The following is a 22,073-nucleotide window of genomic DNA, read 5'->3' on the forward strand; positions in this document are numbered from 1 at the left end:
CCCTTTCGACGTCGCGATATGGCCGATCAGCCGAGGTGGGTCTCTTAGTCTTGTCCGTATGGACAAGACTGCCGGTATCGCGCTCGGGCGGTTGGTCCTCGCCCTTGACCAGACCGTCGCGACCCTGGTCTCGTCGCCCCGCGGTCTCGACGCGCCGGTGTCGACGATGGCGATGGTCGACGCCGACGACGTGCACTACGGGCTCGGGCACGCCGCCCGATCCGCCGACCTGTTCCTCCTGGTCGGACTCGCCGACGACGTCGTCGTGGAGTGGCTCGGCGGCCTCGGGGCGCACCGCCCGGTCGCCGTACTGGCCAAGAACCCCGCACAGACCCTGGTCGGCCTCGCCGATCGACTGGGCATCGCGGTCATCGCCATCGATCCGCACGCCCGCTGGGAACGCATCTACAACCTCGTCACCCGGGTGCTCGACGCCGCACGCGGCGCGGTCGGGAGCGGCGAGTCCATGGAGTCGGGAAGCACCGGCGACCTGTTCGAGCTCGCCGCGGAGGTCGCCCGCCGGACCGGTGGTCTGGTGAGCATCGAGGACGAGCACGCGCACGTCCTCGCCTACAGCTCGGCTGGCGAGGAGGCCGACGAGTTGCGCAGACTGTCGATCCTGGGCCGCGAGGGGCCGCCGGAGATGCTGGCCTGGTTGCGGGAGTGGGGCGTGATGGACGCGGTCCGGAAGTCGTCCGGAGTCGTGATGGTCGACGCACGCACCGATCTCGGACTTCGGCCGCGTCGCGCGGTCGCCATCCGTCCGGCGTCGGGCCCACACAGCGATCGCTCCGACGTCCTGATGGGGGTCGTCTGGCTGCAGGAGGGGTCGCGCCCGCCGGCCCGCGACACCGACGAGGTACTCGTCGGCGCCGCAGCTGTGGCGGCCCGGGTGATCTCGCGACGGCGTTCGGCAGGCTCCGACCACGATCAGCGGGTCCGGCGACTCCTCGGTGTCGGCGGAGTCCCGGTCGACACAGACCACCTCGCCGCCCAGCTCGGCATCGCGCCGACCGCCACGGTGACGGTCGTGGGGTTCACGGCCCCCGACGGCATCCGCGCCGGGCAGGTCTCGGCACTCATGCTGCACGCCAGCGCTTTCAGTCCGCTGTCGGTCACGGTCACGATCGGTGACCGCGCGTACGTCGTGCTCCCAGGCGTCCCGCTCGACGACGCCGTCACGTGGGCGCGGATCTCCGTCGACGCCGCCGACCGCCAATTCGGCGTGCCGGCACGCGCGGTCGTCGCCGGCCCCGACACCATCGCCGCCGCAACCGATCTGCGCTCTGCGATCGATCGTGTCCTGGACGCCGCCGGTCGCGACGCCGACCTGATCGACGACGTCACCACCGTCGAGCGATCCCGCACCGGGGTGCTGCTCGCCGAGATCATCGGATTGCTCTCGGAGAACCCCGATCTCGTCGACAGCCGGGTCGCCGGGCTCGCGGATCTCGATACTCGCAGCGGCAGCGAGTTCACCGCGTCGTTGCGCGCCTACCTCGACCATTTCGGTGACGTCCGCGCGGCAGCGGCGGCGCTGCACGTCCATCCGAACACCTTGCGCTACCGCATCCGTCGAGTGCAGACCCTGACCGGGATGGATCTCGACGACCCGGCGACGCGTCTCGTCGTGGCGCTGTCCCTGCGCGTTCGGTGAGAGTCGCTGCGCCCCCGAGTCCCACCCCGACCGAGTGCCACCCCGCCCGGCCGGCCGGTGGGTACCGTGGCGCCCATGCCCTCATCGTCGAAGTCCCTGTCCGACCTGACCGGCTCGCGGGTCGTCGTCACCGGTGCGACGAACGGTATCGGGATGGCCACCGCCCGCGCGCTCGCCCGGGCCGGTGTGCAGGTGGTCCTGGCCGTCCGCGACACCGATCTCGGCGCCCGGCGCGCACGGGAATTCGGCGGTGACTGCGAGGTGATCCGGCTCGATCTCGCCGACCTCGCCTCGGTGCGGACCTTCGTCGAGGAACTCGACGGCCCGATCGATGTGCTGGTCAACAACGCCGGCATGTTCCCGCATCAGCATCGGACGACGCGGGACGGATTCGAACTCGGGATGGGCACCAATTTCCTCGGGCCGTTCGCCCTGACCAACCTGCTCCTGCCACGCATCAGGCGGCAGATCGTGTCCGTGGGTTCGGAGGGGCATCGCCGCGCCCGCATCGACCCCGCCGACCTGGACCTCCGACGCACCCGGTGGTCGTCGCCGCGGGCCTACACCGGGTCGAAACTCGCGGTGATGCTGTGGGGTCTCGAACTCGACCGACGGTTGCGCGACGTCGGGTCGCCGGTGACCTCGATGCTCACCGATCCCGGCTGGGCCGCGTCGAACATCTCGAACAAGCCGGGCCTGGGCGTTCTGCACCGCGCGGCGCAGGGCCTGGCGGGTGTCGTCGGCAACGATCTCGACGCCGGCGCGGCACCCACCCTGCATTGCCTGACCGAGCCGATCCCGCCGGGCAGCTACGTGGGGGTCGACGGACCGTGGGGACTGCGCGGCCGACCGGTGCTGTCGGGCCGATCGCTCGCGGCGTGCGACTACGAGCTGGCCGGTCGACTCTGGACCGAGGCCGAGGCCGAGGCCCGCACCGGCACCCGGTGGCCGCTGGGGTAGGGCCCACGTGCCCGGCCGGATCACGCCGGATCGGTCAGTCGATCCGACAGCTGAGCGGTGAGTTCGTGCGCATATTCCAGTTGCCGCTCGAGCTTCTCGCACGCCAGTCGTGCGCGCTGCCGGAACTCCGCGACCGCCTCGAGCGCCGCCCGCCGGTCCGCCGGCGCCGCGTCGGAGTCGTCGAGGACGCTCTCGGCATGCAGGAGTGCGCGCATGTCGTCGAGGGTGAAACCGAGTGGCTTCATCCGCCGGATCACGAACAGCCGATCGATGTCGGCCCGGGTGTACAGCCGGAAGCGCCCGGCCGAGCGGGCGGACGGGACGACCAGACCGACCTCGTCGTAGTGGCGGATCGTCTTGATGGACAACCCGGTTTCCGTTGCCACCGTGCCGATCTGCAGGTGCTCGGCGGTGTCGGTCCCGTCGTCGGTCACGACCTGTCCTCTCTACCCGGTCAGCCCTCGCCGCCGAGCTGTCCGCTGAGGCGTCGATGACGCTCGGCGCTGTGGTCGTCGAGGCCGACGATGGTGGCGGTCTTGCCCTTGGCTGCGTACTTGGTGGTGACGGCATCGAGCGTAGCGACCGTCGACGCGTCCCAGATGTGTGCGCCGCTCATGTCGATGACGACGTCGTCCGGGTCGCCGACATAGTCGAACTGGTACACGAGGTCGTTGCTGGACGCGAAGAACAACTCGCCCCGCACCGCGTAGACGCGGGTTCCGGGTTCGGGATCGGCGACATCGACCACCTCCGTGAAGTGGGCGACCCGGCGCGCGAACAGGACCATCGCCGTCAGGACGCCCACGATCACCCCGTACGCGAGATTGTGGGTGGTCACGGTGACGACGACGGTCGCGAGCATCACGGCCGTCTCGCTCTTCGGCATGCGCCGCAGGGTCTTCGGGTTGACGCTGTGCCAATCCAGGGTGCCGACCGACACCATGATCATGACGGCGACGAGCGCGGCCATCGGGATCAGCGCGACGATGTCACCCAGCCCGACGACCAGGATGAGCAGGAAGAGTCCGGCCAGAAACGTCGAGATGCGGGTGCGGGCCCGGGACTCCTTGACGTTGATCATGGTCTGGCCGATCATCGCGCACCCGCCCATGCCGCCGAAGAGACCGGTCACGATGTTGGCGATGCCCTGACCGGTGGCTTCACGCGTCTTGTCGGAGTGGGTGTCCGTGAGGTCGTCGACGAGCTTGGCGGTCATCAGCGATTCGAGGAGGCCGACGAGTGCCATGGTGAAGGCGTAGGGCGCGATGACCGACAGCGTCTCCCAGTTCAGCGGGACGTCGGGAAAGAACAACGTGGGCAGACTGTCCGGCAGGTCGCCCTCGTCGCCGACGTCGGGGACGGAGAACCCGACCGCGAGCGTGACCGCAGTGAGCAGCACGATCGCGACGAGTGGTGATGGGATCGCCGTGGTGAGCCGCGGCAGACCGACGATGATCGCAAGCCCCGCCGCGACGAGGGGATAGACCAGCCACGGCACCCCCAGCAGGTGGGGGAGTTGAGCCGTGAAGATGAGGATGGCCAGTGCGTTGACGAATCCGACCATCACGCTGCGCGGGATGAACCGCATCAGACGGGCGACACCCACTGCGCCGAGGACGATCTGGATGACCCCGGCGAGGAGCACCGCGGCGATCAGGTGATCCAGGCCGTGACTGGCGACCAGGGGGGCCACCACCAGCGCCACCGCCCCGGTGGCGGCGGAGATCATCGCCGGACGGCCGCCGACGATGGCGATCGTCACCGCCATCGTGAACGAGGCGAACAGGCCCACCCGCGGGTCGACCCCGGCGATGATCGAGAACGAGATGGCCTCGGGGATGAGCGCGAGCGCCACCACGAGACCGGCGAGGACCTCGGTACGCAGGCGCCGCGGGGAGCGCAGGGTCGCCAGCACCGACTGTTGTCGGGCAGGAGTCAGCACCTCGGCCGTCATCGGCGTCTCGACTTTCGTGAGGTAACGGAAACGTCTGTCGCGGAAGGGGTCACCCACCCTCGCGGGCGTCGGGCGATTCCGACGGCCGACGCCGCCCCGCAGGACGGACCAACTCTACCCTCACGGGAGGGTAGAGATACAAATGCGGGTGTGCGGCTGGGCGTCACGCCACACAACTCCAGGCGCGCAACAACACGCCCCCTGCGCGATGCGCAAGGGGCGTGTCGACGATGCGGGATCAGAGAATCGTGAGCATCTCGTTGTAGGTCGGCAGCGGCCACAGATCGTCGGCGACGATGGACTCGAGGGTGTCGGCGACCTCGCGGACCGCGGCCATGGCCGGGACCAGTTTCTCCAGCGCGTACTTCGACTCCTCGAAGGTGGACTCGCCGTGCATGCCGGCGATACCGGCATCGAGGGCCGTCAACCCGTCGTGCAACGTGCTGATCAGTCCGGTCAGTTCCTCGAGCAACGGTGTGGGAGCCTCGATTCCGGCCATCTTGAGCGACGCCGCCGTCCCGGCGAGCTCACCCTGGTACCGGATCGCGGCCGGCATGATCATCGTCTTGGCGATCTCCGCGGTCTCCTTGGCCTCGACGAGGAGGGTGAGCGCGTAGTACTCGAAGATGACGTCCTCGCGGGCCTCGAGTTCGCGGGCCGACAGCACGCCGTACTTCTCGAAGATCTCGACGACGTCCGGCGAGGTGTACTCCGTCACCGCGTCGACCGTCGTCCGTAGGTTCTTCAGTCCGCGGGCGGCGGCCTCTTCCTGCCATTCGTCGGAGTAGCCGTTGCCGTTGAAGATGACCGAGCCGTGGGCATTGGCGATCTCCTGCAACACCTTCTGGACGGCGTCCGCGAGTTCGAGACCGTCGGCGAGGAGCTTCTCGAGGTCCGAGGCGATGAAGTCGATGGAGTCGGCGAGGATCGTGTTGATGGCGACCATGGGATCGGAGATCGACTGATTGGAACCCGGTGCGCGGTACTCGAATCGGTTGCCGGTGAACGCGAAGGGGCTGGTGCGGTTGCGATCCCCCGGATCGGCTTTGAGGGGCGGCAGGGTGTCGACCCCGAGTTCGATGACCCCCGCGGCCTTGGAACCGGTGGCGCCGCCCTTGGCGATCTGCTCGAAGACGTCCATCAGCTGGTCGCCGAGGAAGATCGAGATGATCGCCGGCGGAGCCTCATTGGCGCCGAGACGATGATCGTTCGACGCCGACGCGACCGCCGCGCGGAGGAGCCCGCCGTAGAGGTGCACCGAGCGGATGATCGCGCCGCAAAAGGTCAGGAACTGCATGTTCTCGTGCGGGGTGTCGCCGGGATTGAGCAGGTTGCCCTGATTGGCGTTGCCGAGCGAGAAGTTGACGTGCTTGCCCGAACCGTTGACGCCGGAGAACGGCTTCTCGTGCAGCAGGCATTTCATACCGTACTTCTCGGCGACGGCCTTCATCGTGGTCATCATCAGCTGCTGATGGTCGTGGGCGAGGACCGACCGCTCGAAGACCGGTGCGAGCTCGAACTGGCCGGGCGCGACCTCGTTGTGCCGGGTCTTCGCCGGGATCCCCTGCTTGAACAGCTCGCGGTCGAGTTCGATCATGAACGACAGCACGCGTTCCGGGATGGCACCGAAGTAGTGGTCGTCGAACTCCTGGCCCTTCGACGGCGGTGCGCCGAACAGGGTTCGGTTGCAGGTCATGAGATCTGGTCGCGCATAGAAGAAGTGCTCGTCGATCAGGAAGTACTCCTGCTCGGCGCCGGCGTAGGAGACGACGGTGTCGACGTCGTCGTGGCCGAAGAGGCGGAGCAACCGCATGGCCTGCTTGCTCATGGCCTGTTGGCTGCGCAGGAGCGGGGTCTTCTTGTCGAGGGCCTCGCCGGTCCACGAGATGAAGATCGTCGGGATGCAGAGGGTGTTGCCGTTCGGGTTCTCCAGGATGTACGCGGGACTGGTGACGTCCCAGCCCGTGTAGCCGCGGGCTTCGAAGGTGCCGCGCAGACCGCCGTTGGGGAAGCTCGACGCGTCGGGCTCGCCCTGCAGCAGCGTCTTGCCCGCGAACTCGGCGAGCGATGCGCCGGTGGAATCGGGTTCGAGGAACGAGTCGTGTTTCTCGGCCGTGAAACCGGTGAGCGGGTAGAAGACGTGGGCGTAGTGGGTGGCGCCCTTCTCGATGGCCCAGTCCTTCATGGCCACCGCGACGTAGTCGGCGAGGGTGGGGTCGAGCGCGCAGCCGGTGTCGACGGTCGCGGCGACCGCTTTGAAAACGTGCTTGGGCAGCCGCTTCTTCATGACCGACAGGCTGAACACATTGCGCCCGAACGTGTCTGCGAGGGGTTCGGTGAACCCCGGCGCCGACACGTCGTAGGTCGTCACGGCCTCGATCGCCTGTCGGCGGGACATGCTGCCACTCATGGACACTCCTGGATGATCTGGGCCCCCTGTGCGCGGGGGCGCACGACGACGTCGGTACGCCGTTTGTCGCAATTGCGAGCGCTTCGACGCTATGAGCTGGGTGTATGCGCCCGATTGCCCCCATGTGACGCCGAGGAAAACTAGTGCCCCTCGGAACCGGTCGAGGCAACGCCGTTTCCCGAAAACCCGTGGCGCGATGGTCTACCGCAGCGTCGCGTTGTCGCCCATCACCGCGCCCTCGCGGCGCGGATCGGCGCCGCCGATCCAGCCGCCGCCGTGTCGCAGCAGGGCGCTGAGCCCGCTCGACTGTTCCTCGACCGACACCTCGGCTCCGCGTTCCCGGAGGCCGCGGACCAACGGATCGTGTGCGCCGTCGTCCGTGGTGTCGACGAGCGGGTGTTCGCCGCCGACGTTGGAGGTCGGGGTGTTGGCCGAGCCGAAGTCGATCATCGACACGGCCTGCTGGGGATCGAGGCCCCAGTCCAGCATCCCGACGATCGTCTTGATGACGAACTGGATGATCACCGACCCGCCGGGGGAACCCAGGGCCGCGACCACCTCGGCCGGCGCTCCGTCGGCGCCGGGCTGCAGAACGAGTGTGGGCGCCATCGACGAGCGCGGCCGCTTGCCCGGCGAGACCCGGTTGGCGAGCAGCGTCCCGTCGTCGTCGCGGGGTTCGGCAGAGAAGTCGGTCAACTCGTTGTTGAGTAGGAACCCGTCGACCATGTGGTAACTGCCGAAGGCGGATTCGATGGTCGTCGTCATCGTGGCGACGTTGCCGTACCGGTCGGCGACGGTGATGTGACTGGTTCCGTGTTCGGTGCCCGGGTGCGACCCCAGGGGCACCGGTCCGAGGTCACCCGCCGGCGCCTCGCCGAGCGAGGAGTCGGGTGAGATGAGCGCTGCCCGAGACCGCAGATAGGCCGGATCGAGGATGGTCGCGACCCCGCGCCCGGGCAGCGGGACGAAGTCCGGGTCGGCCACATACTTGTCGCGATCGGCGTAGGCGAGGCGTTCGGCCTCGGTGACGAGGTGCACGGCGGCTGGGTCGGGACGCCCGCCGTCGGCGTCGAGATCGGACGGCGGCATCGACGGCAGATCGAAGTTCGCCAGGATGCCCAGCGCCGACGCGACGGCGATCCCGCCGGACGACGGTCCGGGCATGGCCACGATCTGTCGCCCCCGATAGGTGGTGACCACCGGCTCCCGGGCGATGGCACGGTAGTCGCGTAGATCCTGCTCGGTCATCAGGCTCGGTGTCATGCCGCCCGCGGTGCTGCCGGCCTCGGCGACGATGGCTCGGGCGAGCGGCCCGTCGTACATCGCGCCCGCGCCGTCGGCGGCGAGGGCGCCGAGCGTCTTGGCGTACGCGGGGTTGACGAGCCGCGTGCCCGCCGGCTTCGCGGCGCCGTCACTCGCGAGGAAGTAGGAGCGGGCCTCGTCGTCGGCACCGAGTTCGGCCGCCGACGCGGCGATCGCGGTCGCCAGCCGCGGGCTGATGTCGAACCCGTTGTCGGCCAATTCGATCGCCGGATCGAACAGATCTCGCCATGGTTGTCCGCCGAAGTCGGCATGGACCATCTCGAGCATGCGCAGCACGCCCGGCACGCCGATGGACCGTCCCGAGGCGCTGGCACTCGGCGCGGGTGGGGTGGGATCGTTGGGGGCGATCCGGGTCAGGTAGGTCTCGGTGGCCGCCGCCGGCGCCGTCTCGCGACCGTCGAAGGCCCGCACGCTCTTCGACCCCGCGTCGTAGTAGAGCGCGAAGGCGCCTCCGCCGATCCCGGAGGATTGCGGCTCGACGAGTCCCAGCACCATCTGCGCGGTGACCAGGGCGTCGGCGGCCGTCCCGCCGTCGCGCAGCACCTCGCAGGCCGCGCGGGTCGCGAGCGGATTGGCGGTTGCCGCTGCGTAGGTGTCGGTGACGACCGGTCTCATCCCTGTTCGGAAGCCGGACGCGACTTCCGGTCTGGTGGCGATGTCGGTGGGTGCGGCCGTCATCGTCTGGGCGTCGATCATCTCGCCGTTGGGGATCTCGGCGCAGGTGACCGGACTCGCTTCCGGCTCGGCTGGATCCGAGCCGCAGGCAGTCGCGAGGAAGGTGGTGGCCGTCGCGACGACGAGGACACGTACCACTCGAGAGACTCCGGACCCGGCCGTCATCGGCCAAGCGTACTGACCGAGTGGCCGTTCGCGACGCGAACTGGGTCGAATGTTCAGGACAGCGGCCGTGACCGCATAGGGTCGAGGCGGAGGGCCGCACCGGCATGGTCGGCCGGACGAGACGAACGGGGAGAATCGTGGGAGTGGTACGGCATCAGGCGAAGATCGACAGGCCGCGCGAGCGGGTCTTCGACTACATCGACGGTTACCAGAACGTCCCGGAGTACCTGCTCGGAGTCACCCGGTTCGAGCCGACGACGGAGAAGACCAGCGGACTCGGAGCGAAGTTCGCGGTCTCGATGGACGTCGGGCCGAAGACACTGAAGTCGGTGGTCGAGTGCACCGACTACGTCGAGAACGAGCTCATCGAGTTGAAGGCCGTCGAGGGTTTCGACGCGAACACGACGTGGCGTTTCGCCGACGCGGACGGTGGATCGGGCACCGAACTCGACGTCGAGATCAACTACAACCTCCCCGGCGGTATGGCGGGCAAACTCCTCGGCAAGGTCGTGGGACCGTTCGCCGCTCAGGCGGTGCGGCACACGGAAGCGACGATCAGGAAGAAGATCGACTAGGAGCCGGATTCCGGCTCGGGCTCGGCCGACTGCCGTTCGAGCGCCGGGCCGGGTTCCGGTATCCGGTTGGGCAGGTGCCGCGAGAACAGCAACGCCAGCACGAGCAGGCCGAAGACGACGAACAGCGACTGCTGCAGGGCCGCGATCTGCGAATCCGAATAGGCCTGTGACACCGCCTGTGCGGACTCCTCCGAGCCGCCCGCGTCGAGGACGAGGGTGCGCGCCTCGTCGGCGGAGATGATCGGCACTCCCTGCTCGTCGACGGCGGCGATGATGCGTTGTTGGTCGGTGGGGGAGAGGTTCTCGGCGTCGTCGACCGCCGACACGAAGCCCGACGACAGCATGAGCAGGAAGACCGATCCCGCGACCGCGGTGCCGAACGACGACCCCAGGTTCTGGAAGGTGCCCTGCAGGCCGCCGACCTCCGAGGTGTCCTTCTCCTCGACAGCGGACATGTTGACGTTGCCGAGTTGTGAAGCGAGCAGACCGAAGCCGGCGCCGACCACGAACATGCCCGCGGCGAAGGCGGCGTTGCGCAGATCGATTCCCACCGAGGCGATGACGAGGAGTGTCCCCAGCGCCATCGTGATCTGTCCGCCGCGCGCGATGAACCGTGCGGAACGCCGTGCGGTGAGCCAGGATCCAAGGATCGAGAACAGGACGAGCCCGACCGAGAGCGGCAGGATCTTCACCCCGGTCTGCAGTGCGTCGCGTCCGAGCATCGTCTGCAGGTAGACGGGGACCACGAAGAACAGGGCGGCGATCGCGAAGTACTGGGCGAGGAAACCGCCGAGTCCGCTTCGGAGAGCAGCGATGCGGAAGAGTTCGACACGCAGCAGCGGTTGGCGGCCGGACGTCGCCAGGGTGCGCTGCCGCAGGACGAACAACCAGAGCACGACGACCCCGGCGAGCAACAGGTATGCCACGGGGGAGACGCCCAGCGGGGCGATCTCGTCCCCGCCGATCTCCGGTGGATGCTGCGGCTTCAGCCATCCCCACGTCTTCGATTGCAGTACGCCGTAGACGATCAGCGACAGGCCGCCGGCGGATGCCACGACGCTGAGGGGGTCGATGCGTACCTCCGGGTCGCGGGGTACGTCACGAATCAGCTTGGCCGCGAACAGGACCGCCACCATGACGACGGTCTCGGCGACGAACACGTAGCGCCACGACAGGTATGTGGTCATCACGCCACCGAGCAGCGGGCCGACGGCGGCGGCCAGCCCGGTGACCGCGCCCAGGATCGAGAATGCGGTGACCCGGGCCTTGCCCGTGTAGTTGATGGCGGCCAGCGATGCGATCGCGGGGATGACGAGCACCGCGCCCAGCCCCTCGACGAGTGACCAGCCGATGAGCAGGACGGTCAGGTTGGGACTCAGCGCTGTGGTCAGCGAGCCGATGCCGTAGATGACCGCACCGATCTTGAATGCTCTTGCGCGCCCCATCAAGTCGCCGAGCTTGCCTCCGGTCAGCATGAAGGCGGCCATCGTCAGCGCGTAGAAGGTGATCGCGGCCTGCATGCCGGTGATCGAGGTCCCGAGGTCGTCGGCCACGACCGAGATGGACACGTTCATCACGGTGCTGTCGAGCACCATCACGAACTGTGAGACGGCCAGGATGATGATCACAGACCAAGAGCGCATCGTCAGTCTCCTCAGATGTGGTGAGCGCTCTGATCTTTACAGGTTCGGCGGTTTACTGCGCGGGATTGAGCATCGGTACGAGGAACTGGCGCGCCACCGTGGCGAGCTGCGCGTCGTCGGTGATGTCGACGACGCGGCTGGGCACGGTGAGGAACGACGCGGAGATGCGGACCATCATCTCGGCCACGAGATCGACGTCGAGTTCGTCGGAGATGTTGCCCGCCAGCTGTTCCCGGCGCAGCTGGGCGGCGACGAAGTGCTGGACCGTCGCGAGCAGCATGCCGTCGCCGCCGATCATCGATTCGATCAGCATGCTGGGCTCGGCGTCGCTGATCTCACCGATCAGCGGGTTGCCGGAGATCGCCCGCAGCGAACCGACGAACCCGACCACGACGCGGTCGGCCACGGTGTCGGCGCGGGGGATCTCCGCGCGGAACCGGTCGAAGTACCGACGGAACTCGCGGAGCACCACCTGGTCGACCAGGGCGTCCTTGGTGGCGAACTTGCGATACAGGGTGACTCTCGTGACGCCGGCGCTCTTCGCCACCTTCTCCATCGGCGTCCGTTGCACGCCCAGCCGGCAGAAGAGTTCGAAGGCCGCGTCGAGCAGACGTTCGGCGGTGGGATCGGCGGCCTCGTCGGATTGAGCCGCGGATTCGAGAAACGCCCGCTGGAGAAGCGAGCTGGACAGCGAAGCGCCGGACGGCTGCGTGGTCACTCGCCTCACCCCCTTCCTCACATCATGACCGCATGAGCTTCCATGATCGCAAAATTCGCGAAAGAGGTGTGTTCTGGACCACGCGGTGGTAACAATGATACAAGGATACGTTGTTTGTCACATTGATACATGGAAGTGATGGGACGGGGTCATGGAAGATCTGAACAGGCGGAACCTGATACGCGCGGGCGGTGTCGTCGGCGCAGCCGGTGCGGTCGCGGCGCTCTCGCAGACGACGCCGTGGACGTGGTCGCCGGCGAACTCGGTGCCCGGCCGCGGTCGCGGCGCGGACCCGCGGCAGCTGTGGGACGACGAGGCCGACCCGGTGATCGCCAAGGTCATCGACAGCGGGCAGGTGCGCAACGTCAATCGCCTGCTGCGCACGTGGCATCGCAACTCGCAGCCGCTGCCCGCCGGGCTGCCCTCGGAACTGCGCGACTTCATGGAGCACGCTCGTCAGCTGCCCGCGTGGGCCGACCAGGCCAAGCTGGCCGACGCGGTCCGATTCAACCAGAAGCGCGGAACCTACCTCGGCGTCCTGTACGGCTTCGCCAGCGGCATGATGAGCACCGTCATCCCGCGCGAGGCCCGGTCGGTCTACTACTCCAAGGGCGGATGGGACCTCAAGGACCGCATCACCAAGACCGCGAAGCTCGGATACGACATCGGATCGCTCAACGCCTATCAGCCCGGCGGCGAGATGATCGTGACCTGCGTGAAGACCCGTATGGCGCACGCCGGCGTGCGACACCTCCTGCCGCAGTCGCCGCACTGGGTGCACGGCGCGACGGAGAAGAAGCCGATCAGTCAGGCCGACATCATGGTCACCTGGCACAGCCTGCCGACGACCGTCATGCGCAACTTCGACAAGTGGAACGTCCCGATCGCGGCCGACGAATCCGCCGGATTCCTGCATTCGTGGCAGATCACCGCTCGCCTGCTGGGCGTCCAGGACGAGTACATCCCCGCCTCCTGGGCCGCCGCCGACTCGCAGGCGCAGCAGGTCCTCGACCCGATCCTGGCGCCGACCCCCGAGGGTCGCAAGCTCGCCGACATGCTGCTCGACCTCGGCATGAACCTCGACCTCTCGCTGATCTCGCGCGGCGTCCTGGGGGCGCTCACGCGATTCGTGCTCGGTGACAAGGTCGCCAACTGGTATCAGATCCCGCGGGAGCCCGTGTGGAGCCCGCTGCTCGAGACGGCGTGGGGTCCGTACGTACAGATCCGCGAGGGCCTGCTCAACGTCGGCATGCCGCGTGAGGCGTACTGGCTGTTCGACGAGTTCCTCCGCCAGTTCGTGCTCTTCTACATGTCCGAACTGCGGATGCCGATCAACATCGAGATCCCGGTGATCAACAACCCGAAGTACAACTAGCCAGAAACTAACCGGCGGACTTCTTCTCAGCCCCCGCCGACTCACCGACTTCCACCGCCCGGTCCTGCTTCTTCTTGTTCCGCTTCGGCAACAGGGGGATGCGGGGCCGGGCGGTGAGCCATTTGCTGAACGGTAGGCGTAGGAGCAGGTCGACGAGCGCCAGCGAGACCGCCAGAACCAAGGCGATCAAGATGATCGAGCGCAGGACCGCCGAGTGCGGGAACCAGTCGAAGAGTCCGCTGAGGAATCCCACCCGGCCCAGGATGTCGAGGACCAGCGGGTGGACTGCGAAGACGCCGAACGCGCGCAAGGTGGCCTGCGACACCAGCTTCCCGCCCGCCGGACGGCCGGCGGCGCGTCGGTCATCCCAGACCAGACCGATGAGCCACAACAGGACGAAGCCGCCGACGAACCAGGGCAGGGACACCGGGTTCCAGGCCGTGTTGGCCTTCCACGGCACATTCCCCGGCGATGTCGCCAGCAGGTATCCGGCAACGGTGAAGGCCGCGCAGCCCGCCGCGACCAGGACGACCGTCGCCATGTGGTCGCGGAGCCAACGGTCCACCGCCTCGCGATGCTGCGCGGCCAGCACGCCCATGGTGATGAAGAGCGCGTACATCGGCAGCGTCTTCCACAGGTGCTGGTAGGCGACGTCCCAGACGTGACCGGAGGGTCGGGGGAGGTACTGGTAGACGACGAACACCAGGAGTTGGATCGCGGTCCCGCCGGCCAGCAACAGCCATGGGTGATTGCGGCCGCGTTCGAAGACCCACGCGATCAGTGGGAAGAACAGGTAGATCTGCATCGAGATCAGCAGGAAGTACAACTGGTACTTGCCCTCGCCCACGAGCAGGTCGTGCCCGAGCCGGGGCAGCATCTCACTGATCGGCGGGAACGGATTGTCGGCGATGATGATGTGGTCGGTGATCGTGTAGATCAGCGTCCATGCCAGGTAGGGCCCGACGACGAGCCCGAAACGACGCCGCCAGAACTGCCACGGCGACATCTCCCGACCCTGCATGCTCAGCACGAGGACGTAGAGGGTCACCGCCACGAAGCCGTATCGCGTCAGGTGGCACAGGGTGCCGACGAGATTCGCGCCCCTGATCTCGTCGGCACCGCCGTTGATGGCGTTGATGCTGTGCGCGACGACCACGAAGGTGAACAGGACGACCCGGACGAAGTCGGCGGTGTGCGCGCGACCGCGGGGCTTGGTCGTGGGCGAGGGAGGGGCCGACTCGGCGGGACGGGGTGCCACGGAGTCCGCAGACCCTTTCGCGCTGGTCGTGGTCTCGTCGTCGGCGGTGGGTGCCGACCCTGATGCCGCGTGCACCAACGAAAAGACCTCCCCGGGTGAAACGGTAGAACGTATGCGGTAGGCAGTGTACGGACACAGGCTGGCAGGAACCTCAACGCCGGGGTGTCCTCAGTGGTGACGATCACAGCCGGAAATGTCCGGTTCGCGTCGGGGTCGATCGTACCGGTCCTCGCATTCCGACGCCGGGCGTCACACATCGTCGTGGGTGTTCCCGGCGACGGGGGCGAACTACACGATCTTCACCATCTGAGGTGTGTGGTGTGGCCGGGTGAGGTCGCTCGCGTAGACTCCCGCTGTCGGGGAGCCGCGCCACCGTGGGCTCTTCGCGGTCCGCCTTCGTAGCTCAGGGGATAGAGCAACCCTCTCCTAAAGGGTAGGTCGTAGGTTCGAATCCTACCGAGGGCACCAGTCTGGCCGTTCCACTGCGCGAGTGCCGTCTCGCGGGGTTTCGGCCTACGAACTCACGCCGGATTTCGCGAACCGCCGACGGTAGACGAGTGGCGAGACGCCGACACTCGCGGCGAAATGGTGTCGCAGCAGCGTCGCCGACGTGAAGCCGACCTGGCGTGCCACCTCGTCGACGCTGGCGGTGGTCGTCTCGAGCAGGTTCTTCGCCGACAGCACTCGCTGTTCGGTCAGCCAGCGGCGAGGCGAGATGCCGACCTCGTCGACGAAGCGACGCGCAAAGGTACGTCCGGACATGTGCATCCGGGACGCCATGTCGTCGATGCTGATGTCGCGGTCGAGGTTGGCCGTCATCCAGGCCAGAAGCGATCCGAAGCCCTCGTCGGTGCACGCCGGCATCGGGGCCTCGACGAACTGGCGTTGTCCGCCGTCGCGGTGCGGTGGCACGACCATGCGCCGCGCGATGCGGTTGGCGACGGCCGGTCCCCAGGATTCGCGGACCAGGTGCAGCGAGGCGTCGATCCCGGCGGCTGTGCCGGCGCTCGTGGTCACGGGTCCGTCGTCGACGAAGAGGACGTCGGTGTCGACCTGCGCCTGGGGGAACATGCGCGCGAGATGGTCGCCGTAGCGCCAGTGGGTGGTGCACCGACGGCCGTCGAGGAGTCCGGCCGCGCCGGCGACGAACGCGCCCGAGCAGACGGTGAGGACACGTCCGCCGTTGTCGACGACCGCACGGATGGTGTCCAGGATCTCGACGGGGTAGTCACCGCTGATGCTTCCGCCGGGGATGACGACGAGATCGACGTCGCGGCACTCGTCCAGGGTGTGCGACACCTGGATCGACACCCCGTTGCCGACGGCCAGCGCGGTTTCGGGATCCGGCGTGGCGACCCGGAAGTCGAAGGCGGGGACGTCGTCGTCGGTGCGGTCGAGGCCGAACACCTCGTGCACGACGCCGAACTCGAAGAGCGCGACGTGTCCGTACAGGAGGACACCAACCGAATGCAGCACCTGACCAGTATGGCAGATAATTTGCGAACATTGACTGAACTGCCACTGGTGGCCGAAATGATGTGGGCGGAGGATTACTGCCATGACACTCCTCTTCGTTCTCGCCCTTGTCGTGGTCGCCTCGGTCGCCGGTGCAGCCGGCCTACTGAGTCTCACCGCGCGACGTACCCCCGTCGGCCAGCGGACGCCGGGCCAGCGGATTGCCGACTGGTTCACCCGGAATCCGCGGCGCCCCTACGGTCCCGACACTGAGCGAGTGGCAGCAGAACTGAGCATCCTCACCCGCCGGTACGACAAGCTCATCTGACCCGTCGGCCGCTGCGCTACCGTTGCGGTCGTGAGTTCACAGACAGTCCTCGTGACCGGCGCGACCAGTGGCATCGGGGCCGAGGTCGCCCGCCAGTTCGTCGCGAGGGGACACCGGGTCTACGGCACCACCCGCAATCCGGATTCCGTACGCAACCCGATCCAGGGCGTCACCTACGTCCGGCTCGACAACGCCGACTACGAATCCGCCGAGTCCTGCGCGGCCCTCGTCGGCGACGTGGACATCCTGATCAACAACGCCGGCGAGTCCCAGGCCGGTGCGCTCGAGGACACCTCGATGGCGGCCGTCGAGGATCTGTTCCGGGTCAACGTCTTCGGGCCGATCGCGCTGACCAAAGCGGTGTTGCCCGGCATGCGTCTCCGGCGCCGGGGCACGGTCGTGATGGTCGGGTCGATGTTGTCCAGCTTCCCGGTCGCCTTCCGGTCCAATTACGCCGCGACCAAGTCGGCGTTGAAGGCTTTCGCGCTCGCGTCGCGACGCGAGTTGGCGCCGTACGGGATACGGATGATCAGTGTCGAACCCGGCACGATCGCCACCGGCATCGGTGATCGCCGCAGCATTCACATCGGCGACGACTCGCCCTATCGCGCCGAGTACGAGACGCTCGCCGCCGCCACCCGGCGCAACGAGGACGCGGGCATCAGTGCGGCGAGCATGGCCACCCAGATCGTCGGCGCCGCCCTGTCCGAGCATCCGAAGCCGTTCTACGCCAAGGGTAATCAGGCGGGGGTGGTCTTCCTGCTCCGGCGGCTCGCGCCGCGACAGCTGATCCTGGACATGACCGCGCGCAAGCACGGACTCCCGAAGGTGAAGATCTGACCGTGCGACTCACGTTGCGAGTCATCGGGATCGGACCCGGCGGACCGCGTCAGATCACGCTGCAGGCGATCGACGCGATGGCCGACGTCGATGCCTTCCTCGCGTTGGAGAAGGGCCCGGCGAAGAGCGGCCTGCTCGACGCACGCCGCGCCATCCTCGACGAGCATGCGCGACAGGGGCATTCGCTGGTGGAGATCCCCGATCCGCCACGCGACCGGGAACCGGACGACTACGACGCCGAGGTCCGGCGCTGGCACGCCGCGCGCGCCGAGCTGATCGCCGGCGCCCTGCGCGACGAGGTCGGCGACGGGGGAGTGGCCGCCTTCCTCGTCTGGGGCGACCCGGCCCTCTACGACAGCACGCTGCGGATCGTCGACGATCTCGCCGCCCGCGACGACCTCGAACTCGAGGTCGAGGTCATCCCCGGCGTGACCAGCGCGAGCGCGCTCACGGCGGCCCACGGCATCGTCGCCAATCGCGTCGGCGAACCGATCCACACGACCACGGGCCGACGCCTCGCGGAGACGCCCGCGGGCGCCGACGCGAATCAGATCGTGATGCTCGACGCCGACCTCACCTTCCGGCACACCGCCGACCCGGAGGATCACATCTGGTGGGGCGCCTACGTCGGCACCGAGGACGAGATCCTGATCAGCGGCAAGGTCGGTGAGGTGACGGACCGGATCGTCGAAGCTCGCGCCGAGGCCCGGGACCGGATCGGCTGGATCATGGACATCTATCTGCTGCGGAAGAGTCGCCAGTAGCCGGACCCTTCGTGACGCGCCCTCCGCAAGCTCCGGGCGCTCCTCAGGGAACGGAGGGGCTGCGCTCGCTTCCTCGCACCTCGGGGCCCACCCCGCTCCCTGAGGAGCGAGCTTGCGAGCGTCACGAAGGGTCCTGGTGAGATGCGTCGCCAGATCACAGGTGTTCTCGCGCCACCAGTTCCACCGTCACGAGCATCGCGATGGAACTCACCGCGAGCAAGGCGATCAGCACGAACATCTGCATCGCCGCGGCCGCCCACACCGACGCCCCGCCGAGGACCATGCCGACGAACGCGCCGGGGATCGTGACGAGTCCCACCGACTTCGTCTGATCGAGGCCGGGGACGAGCGCGGTCGCCGAGGGCGGGCCGGCGATCTCCATCCGAGCGTCCCGCGGGTCGAAGCCGAGCGACAGCGCGGCTTCCACCTCGCCGCGACGGACCGACAGCTCGTCATGCGCCCGGCGTCCGGCGAGCGAGGCGGTGACCATCGCGCCGCCGAGCATGATGCCGGCGGTGGGGATCACGGCGATGCCGCGAGCGGGAAGCACACCGACTGCCACCAGAGCGGTCACGATCGCGATCGTCGGCGCCGCCACCGGCCCGGCACACCACGCGGTTCCCGCCAGGCGGGGACCCCCCGGTCGCACGCGTCGGGCCGAGGTCCAGGACGCGGCGGTCGCCATCACCGCGACGAACAGCGCCGAGGCCCACAGGTGGGGGATGACGGCGGCGAGCACGGCAGCCAGCGCCGCGAGTTGCGCGCCGGCTCGGAGCGTGGCGACGACGGTCTCCCGGGCCAATCCGCTCCGACGGTTCACCAGCACGGCGACCACGGCCAGCAGTACGACGGCCACCACCAGTGCGGGCCCGATGCGCACCACCGCGTCGCCGATGCCGTTCACCGGTTCAGTTCACCAGATCTGACGCAGCGCGCCGAGCATCTCCTCGCGGATCTCGCTGCGGCAGATGACGAAGTCCGGCATGTACGGATGCCGGTTGTTGTACACGATCTCCGACCCGTCGAGGCGACTGCAGTGCAGTCCGGCCGCCAGCGCGACCCCCACCGGCGCCGCGTTGTCCCACTCGTACTGACCGCCGGCGTGGACATAGGCATCGGCATCGCCGCGGACGACGGCCATCGCCTTCGCGCCGGCCGAACCGACCGGCACCATCTGCAGACCCAGTCGGTTCGCCACGTAACTGGTCTCATACGAGCCGCCCCACCGGGAGGTGACGAGACGCCGGGTCAGTTCGCCGGTGGTCTCCGCGACGGTGTCGGAACGGAACAGTTCACCCGTCGCGGGCAGCGACACCGACGCCTCGGTGACGATCCCGCTCTCGGTCAGCGCGACGTGTACGGCCCAGTCCGGCGAGCCGCCGGCGAATTCCCTTGTGCCGTCCAGGGGGTCGATGATCCACACGCGCGACGCGGTGGCCCGGTCGCCGACGTCGGCGGCTTCCTCGGACAACACCGCATCGCGTGGCCGGTGTTTGCGGAGCACCGTCGAGATCCAAGCCTGCGCAAGCGCATCGCCCACATCGCCGAGCATCGCGCCGCCGAGCAGGTCGCCCGAACGGATTCCGAGGAGTACTTCGCCGGCTCCCTGCGCGATCCGGGCGGCCAGCTCGGCGTCGGAAAGTCGGGAGTTCATCCCACAACTAGAGCACACTGGTGGCATGCCTGAGCTCCCAGAGGTGGCCGCCATCGCCGACTACGTCGACGGCCGTGCGGCCGGACTCCCGATCCGCCGGGTCGACGTCGCGTCGTTGTCGGTGCTGAAGACCGCGGACCCGCCCTACACGGCGCTGATGGACCGGATCGTCGAATCCGTCGGCCGGGTGGGGAAGTACCTGGTCATCCGTACCATTCCCGGTTCGGCGGCCACTGCGTCAGAGCCGTTGCTGCAGCTGGTCATCCATCTGTCGCGGGCGGGCTGGGTGCGGTGGAGCGAGGACTTGTCGCCCAAACCCCTGCGGCCGGGCGGGAAGAGCCCGATCGCCCTGCGGGTGCACTGCGGCCTACCCGGCGAGGGGTTCGACGTCACCGAGGCCGGGACGCAGAAGCGACTCGCGGTGTGGCTGGTCCGCGACCTCGCCGACGTCGAACGGATCGCCGGTCTGGGACCCGACGCGCTCGAGCTGACGTCCGAACAGTTCGCCGAGATCCTCGCCGGCACCACCGGCCGGATCAAGAACGTGCTCACCGACCAGCACACCATCGCCGGGATCGGCAACGCCTACTCCGACGAGATCCTGCACACGGCACGCCTGTCGCCGTTCGCGTCGTCGAAAACACTGAAGGCCGACCAGGTCGCGACACTCTACGATGCCATGCGCGGCGTGCTCACCGACGCGACCGGGCGTCTGGAGGGGCAGGCCGTCGCGCGGCTGAAGTCCGAGAAGCGCACTGGTTTGCGCGTGCACGCCCGCACCGGCCTGCCGTGTCCGGTGTGCGGCGACATCGTCCGCGAGGTGTCGTTCGCGGACCGGTCCTTCCAGTACTGCGCCACGTGCCAGACGGGCGGGAAGGTGCTGGCGGACCGTCGGATGTCGCGGTTGCTGAAGTAGGTCGCGCCGGGCGACCGGGAAGGCAGAACTTACCGGCCGGTAGCCTGGTCCTCGTGACGACACGGCAGAGGATTCTCATCACGGGTGCGAGTTCGGGGCTCGGGGAAGGCATGGCCCGACGCTTCGCCGCCCAGGGACGTTCGCTCGCCCTCGCGGCGCGCCGCCGCGAGAAGCTGGATGCGCTGGCCGGCGAACTGCGGCCCACCGCCGCACAGGTCGAGGTCGCGACGCTCGACGTCACCGACGTGGACGCCGTCCCCGAGGTCTTCGGGAGGCTGGCCGACGGTCTGGGCGGTCTCGACCGGGTCATCGTCAACGCCGGACTCGGCAAGGGCGCACCCCTCGGCACCGGCAAGGCCGCCGCGAACATCGAGACCGTGCAGACCAATCTCGTCGGCGCGCTGGCTCAGGCCGAGGCGGCGCTGGAGATCTTCCGTGCGCAGAACGCCGGGCACCTCGTGCTGATCAGCTCCATCTCGGGTGTTCGCGGCATGCCCAAGGCGCAGGCCGCCTATTCGGCGTCGAAAGCCGGGCTGACGGCGCTGGGGCAGGGACTCCAGGCCGAGTTCGCGTCGTCGCCGATCACGGTGTCGGTGGTCGCGCCGGGCTACATCGAGACCGATATCAACCGGGGCGTGAAGACGTCCCTGATGGTCGAGACCGACAAGGGCGTCGACGCGCTGGTCAAGGCGATCGAGGCGGAGAAGGACTGGGCCCCGGTGCCCGCGTGGCCCTGGACACCCATCGCGGCCGCGCTGAAGTTCCTGCCGGCGTCGGTCAGCCGCCGACTGGTCTGACTTGTGTAGTTCGTTCAGACAGTGGATGTTTCGCGTTCGACCCCGGCGACGGGCTACCGTCACGGGATGGGTGTTCATCGGTTCGAGCGGCTGACGGCCGTCCTCGCCGCGTGCGCCGCGGGGTCTGGCGTTCTCGCGGGTTGTGCGCCTGCGGCACCGCACGATCGCGATCCGATGCCCTCGCCTCCGGCGTCGACGTCAGCGCCGCCGCCCTCCACCAAGATCGTGACCGCCGGACCACAGCGCGACGAGGGGCCGGTGATCAGACGGTTTCCGCTCCTGCAGGGCTCGGTGATCGAGGGCTGGACGGCCGGCACCCTCGGTGGCAACTCGTCAGACAGGGTCCCCGGACCATCCACCTACTGGTTCGACGCGGTCGTGCACGTCGGTACCGACCGCGCGGCAGCGTGGGCGGGGCAGTACGACGCCGACCCGGTGGCCCCGCCTGACTCGGTGGCGGGCGCGTTGCGCGACCTGGTGCCGCCCGGCGGCTTTGTCGGCGGGCCCGCCCTCGACCGTGCGTTTTCGTCACCGGAGTGGCGCGCGACGGTGTACCTGTCGCTGACGACGGGTCGCGTGGTCGTCCTGGGTATCGACGACTGACCT

20 protein-coding genes and 1 tRNA gene are annotated in these 22,073 nt (G+C 68.3%); 11 read left to right on the forward strand and 10 right to left on the reverse strand.

Features of this window, described 5'->3' with window-relative positions:
- The first annotated feature begins 58 nt into the window (after positions 1-58).
- Positions 59-1,657, forward strand: coding sequence for a CdaR family transcriptional regulator (locus KB201_RS18920; protein WP_078113421.1), 1,599 nt, complete (start codon positions 59-61; stop codon positions 1,655-1,657).
- A 75-nt stretch (positions 1,658-1,732) separates the two neighbouring features.
- Positions 1,733-2,617, forward strand: coding sequence for an SDR family NAD(P)-dependent oxidoreductase (locus KB201_RS18925; protein ID WP_176455948.1), 885 nt, complete (start codon positions 1,733-1,735; stop codon positions 2,615-2,617).
- Between the two features lie 20 nt (positions 2,618-2,637).
- Here the strand turns inward: KB201_RS18925 and KB201_RS18930 are convergent, their stop codons facing one another.
- The 4 genes from KB201_RS18930 to KB201_RS18945 form a co-directional block, all read right to left on the reverse strand.
- Positions 2,638-3,051, reverse strand: coding sequence for a MerR family transcriptional regulator (locus KB201_RS18930; RefSeq protein WP_058251565.1), 414 nt, complete (start codon positions 3,049-3,051; stop codon positions 2,638-2,640).
- Positions 3,052-3,071: 20 nt separating this feature from the next.
- Positions 3,072-4,571 (reverse strand): SulP family inorganic anion transporter, encoded by a 1,500-nt coding sequence (locus KB201_RS18935; protein ID WP_078113463.1) that lies wholly within the window; start codon positions 4,569-4,571, stop codon positions 3,072-3,074.
- A gap of 238 nt (positions 4,572-4,809) precedes the next feature.
- Entirely contained in the window at positions 4,810-6,981 is a 2,172-nt protein-coding gene (locus KB201_RS18940; RefSeq protein WP_078113418.1) for a glutamine synthetase III, read from the reverse strand.
- Between the two features lie 201 nt (positions 6,982-7,182).
- Positions 7,183-9,144, reverse strand: a complete 1,962-nt coding sequence (locus tag KB201_RS18945; protein WP_139363041.1) for a gamma-glutamyltransferase family protein — start codon at positions 9,142-9,144, stop codon at positions 7,183-7,185.
- Between the two features lie 137 nt (positions 9,145-9,281).
- Between KB201_RS18945 and KB201_RS18950 the strand changes: the two genes are divergently transcribed.
- On the forward strand, positions 9,282-9,719 hold the full coding sequence (locus KB201_RS18950) for an SRPBCC family protein (RefSeq protein ID WP_078113415.1): 438 nt from the start codon (positions 9,282-9,284) through the stop codon (positions 9,717-9,719).
- Here KB201_RS18950 and KB201_RS18955 read toward each other — a convergent pair.
- Both KB201_RS18955 and KB201_RS18960 read right to left on the reverse strand, forming a co-directional pair.
- Positions 9,716-11,362, reverse strand: coding sequence for an MFS transporter (locus KB201_RS18955; RefSeq protein ID WP_078113414.1), 1,647 nt, complete (start codon positions 11,360-11,362; stop codon positions 9,716-9,718). The two genes, KB201_RS18950 and KB201_RS18955, sit on opposite strands and share 4 nt — an antisense overlap.
- Positions 11,363-11,414: 52 nt before the next feature.
- On the reverse strand, positions 11,415-12,080 hold the full coding sequence (locus KB201_RS18960; RefSeq protein ID WP_068972455.1) for a TetR/AcrR family transcriptional regulator: 666 nt from the start codon (positions 12,078-12,080) through the stop codon (positions 11,415-11,417).
- A 151-nt stretch (positions 12,081-12,231) separates the two neighbouring features.
- On the opposite strand from KB201_RS18960, the gene KB201_RS18965 reads away from it, so the two are divergent.
- Entirely contained in the window at positions 12,232-13,455 is a 1,224-nt protein-coding gene (locus tag KB201_RS18965) for an oxygenase MpaB family protein (protein WP_058251559.1), read from the forward strand.
- A gap of 7 nt (positions 13,456-13,462) precedes the next feature.
- Here the strand turns inward: KB201_RS18965 and KB201_RS18970 are convergent, their stop codons facing one another.
- Positions 13,463-14,788, reverse strand: coding sequence for an acyltransferase (locus KB201_RS18970; RefSeq protein WP_078113413.1), 1,326 nt, complete (start codon positions 14,786-14,788; stop codon positions 13,463-13,465).
- A 317-nt stretch (positions 14,789-15,105) separates the two neighbouring features.
- Here KB201_RS18970 and KB201_RS18975 point away from each other — a divergent pair.
- Positions 15,106-15,181, forward strand: a tRNA-Arg gene (locus KB201_RS18975).
- Between the two features lie 45 nt (positions 15,182-15,226).
- On the opposite strand, the gene KB201_RS18980 is transcribed toward KB201_RS18975, so the two are convergent.
- A complete protein-coding gene (locus KB201_RS18980; protein WP_078113412.1) occupies positions 15,227-16,189 on the reverse strand; it encodes a GlxA family transcriptional regulator in 963 nt (320 codons plus the stop codon).
- Between the two features lie 82 nt (positions 16,190-16,271).
- Between KB201_RS18980 and KB201_RS18985 the strand changes: the two genes are divergently transcribed.
- Genes KB201_RS18985 through cobF form a run of 3 tightly spaced genes read left to right on the forward strand, consistent with a single transcriptional unit; the run spans position 16,272 to position 18,100 of the window.
- Positions 16,272-16,496, forward strand: coding sequence for a hypothetical protein (locus KB201_RS18985; protein WP_078113410.1), 225 nt, complete (start codon positions 16,272-16,274; stop codon positions 16,494-16,496).
- A 30-nt stretch (positions 16,497-16,526) separates the two neighbouring features.
- A complete protein-coding gene (locus KB201_RS18990; protein ID WP_078113409.1) occupies positions 16,527-17,336 on the forward strand; it encodes an SDR family oxidoreductase in 810 nt (269 codons plus the stop codon).
- 2 nt (positions 17,337-17,338) lie between these two features.
- Positions 17,339-18,100: a precorrin-6A synthase (deacetylating) gene (gene cobF, locus KB201_RS18995; RefSeq protein ID WP_078113408.1), complete on the forward strand. Its 762-nt coding sequence runs from the start codon at positions 17,339-17,341 to the stop codon at positions 18,098-18,100.
- Positions 18,101-18,254: 154 nt separating this feature from the next.
- On the opposite strand, the gene KB201_RS19000 is transcribed toward cobF, so the two are convergent.
- Both KB201_RS19000 and KB201_RS19005 read right to left on the reverse strand, forming a co-directional pair.
- Positions 18,255-19,004, reverse strand: coding sequence for an ABC transporter permease (locus KB201_RS19000; RefSeq protein ID WP_058251553.1), 750 nt, complete (start codon positions 19,002-19,004; stop codon positions 18,255-18,257).
- 9 nt (positions 19,005-19,013) lie between these two features.
- The gene (locus tag KB201_RS19005; RefSeq protein ID WP_078113407.1) at positions 19,014-19,754 is read right to left on the reverse strand and encodes a 3'(2'),5'-bisphosphate nucleotidase CysQ; all 741 of its coding nucleotides are present in this window, start codon (positions 19,752-19,754) and stop codon (positions 19,014-19,016) included.
- 25 nt (positions 19,755-19,779) lie between these two features.
- On the opposite strand from KB201_RS19005, the gene KB201_RS19010 reads away from it, so the two are divergent.
- From KB201_RS19010 to KB201_RS19020, 3 genes are all read left to right on the forward strand, one after another.
- Positions 19,780-20,670, forward strand: a complete 891-nt coding sequence (locus KB201_RS19010) for a DNA-formamidopyrimidine glycosylase family protein (protein WP_058251551.1) — start codon at positions 19,780-19,782, stop codon at positions 20,668-20,670.
- A gap of 53 nt (positions 20,671-20,723) precedes the next feature.
- Positions 20,724-21,467 carry an SDR family oxidoreductase gene (locus KB201_RS19015; RefSeq protein ID WP_058251550.1) on the forward strand — a complete coding sequence of 248 codons (744 nt, stop codon included), beginning with the start codon at positions 20,724-20,726 and terminating at the stop codon, positions 21,465-21,467.
- A 66-nt stretch (positions 21,468-21,533) separates the two neighbouring features.
- Positions 21,534-22,070, forward strand: coding sequence for a hypothetical protein (locus KB201_RS19020; protein ID WP_078113406.1), 537 nt, complete (start codon positions 21,534-21,536; stop codon positions 22,068-22,070).
- The last annotated feature ends 3 nt before the right edge of the window (positions 22,071-22,073 follow it).

The sequence above is a fragment of the Gordonia sp. SCSIO 19800 genome (genome assembly GCF_018132775.1).
GTDB classification, from domain to species: domain Bacteria; phylum Actinomycetota; class Actinomycetes; order Mycobacteriales; family Mycobacteriaceae; genus Gordonia; species Gordonia hongkongensis.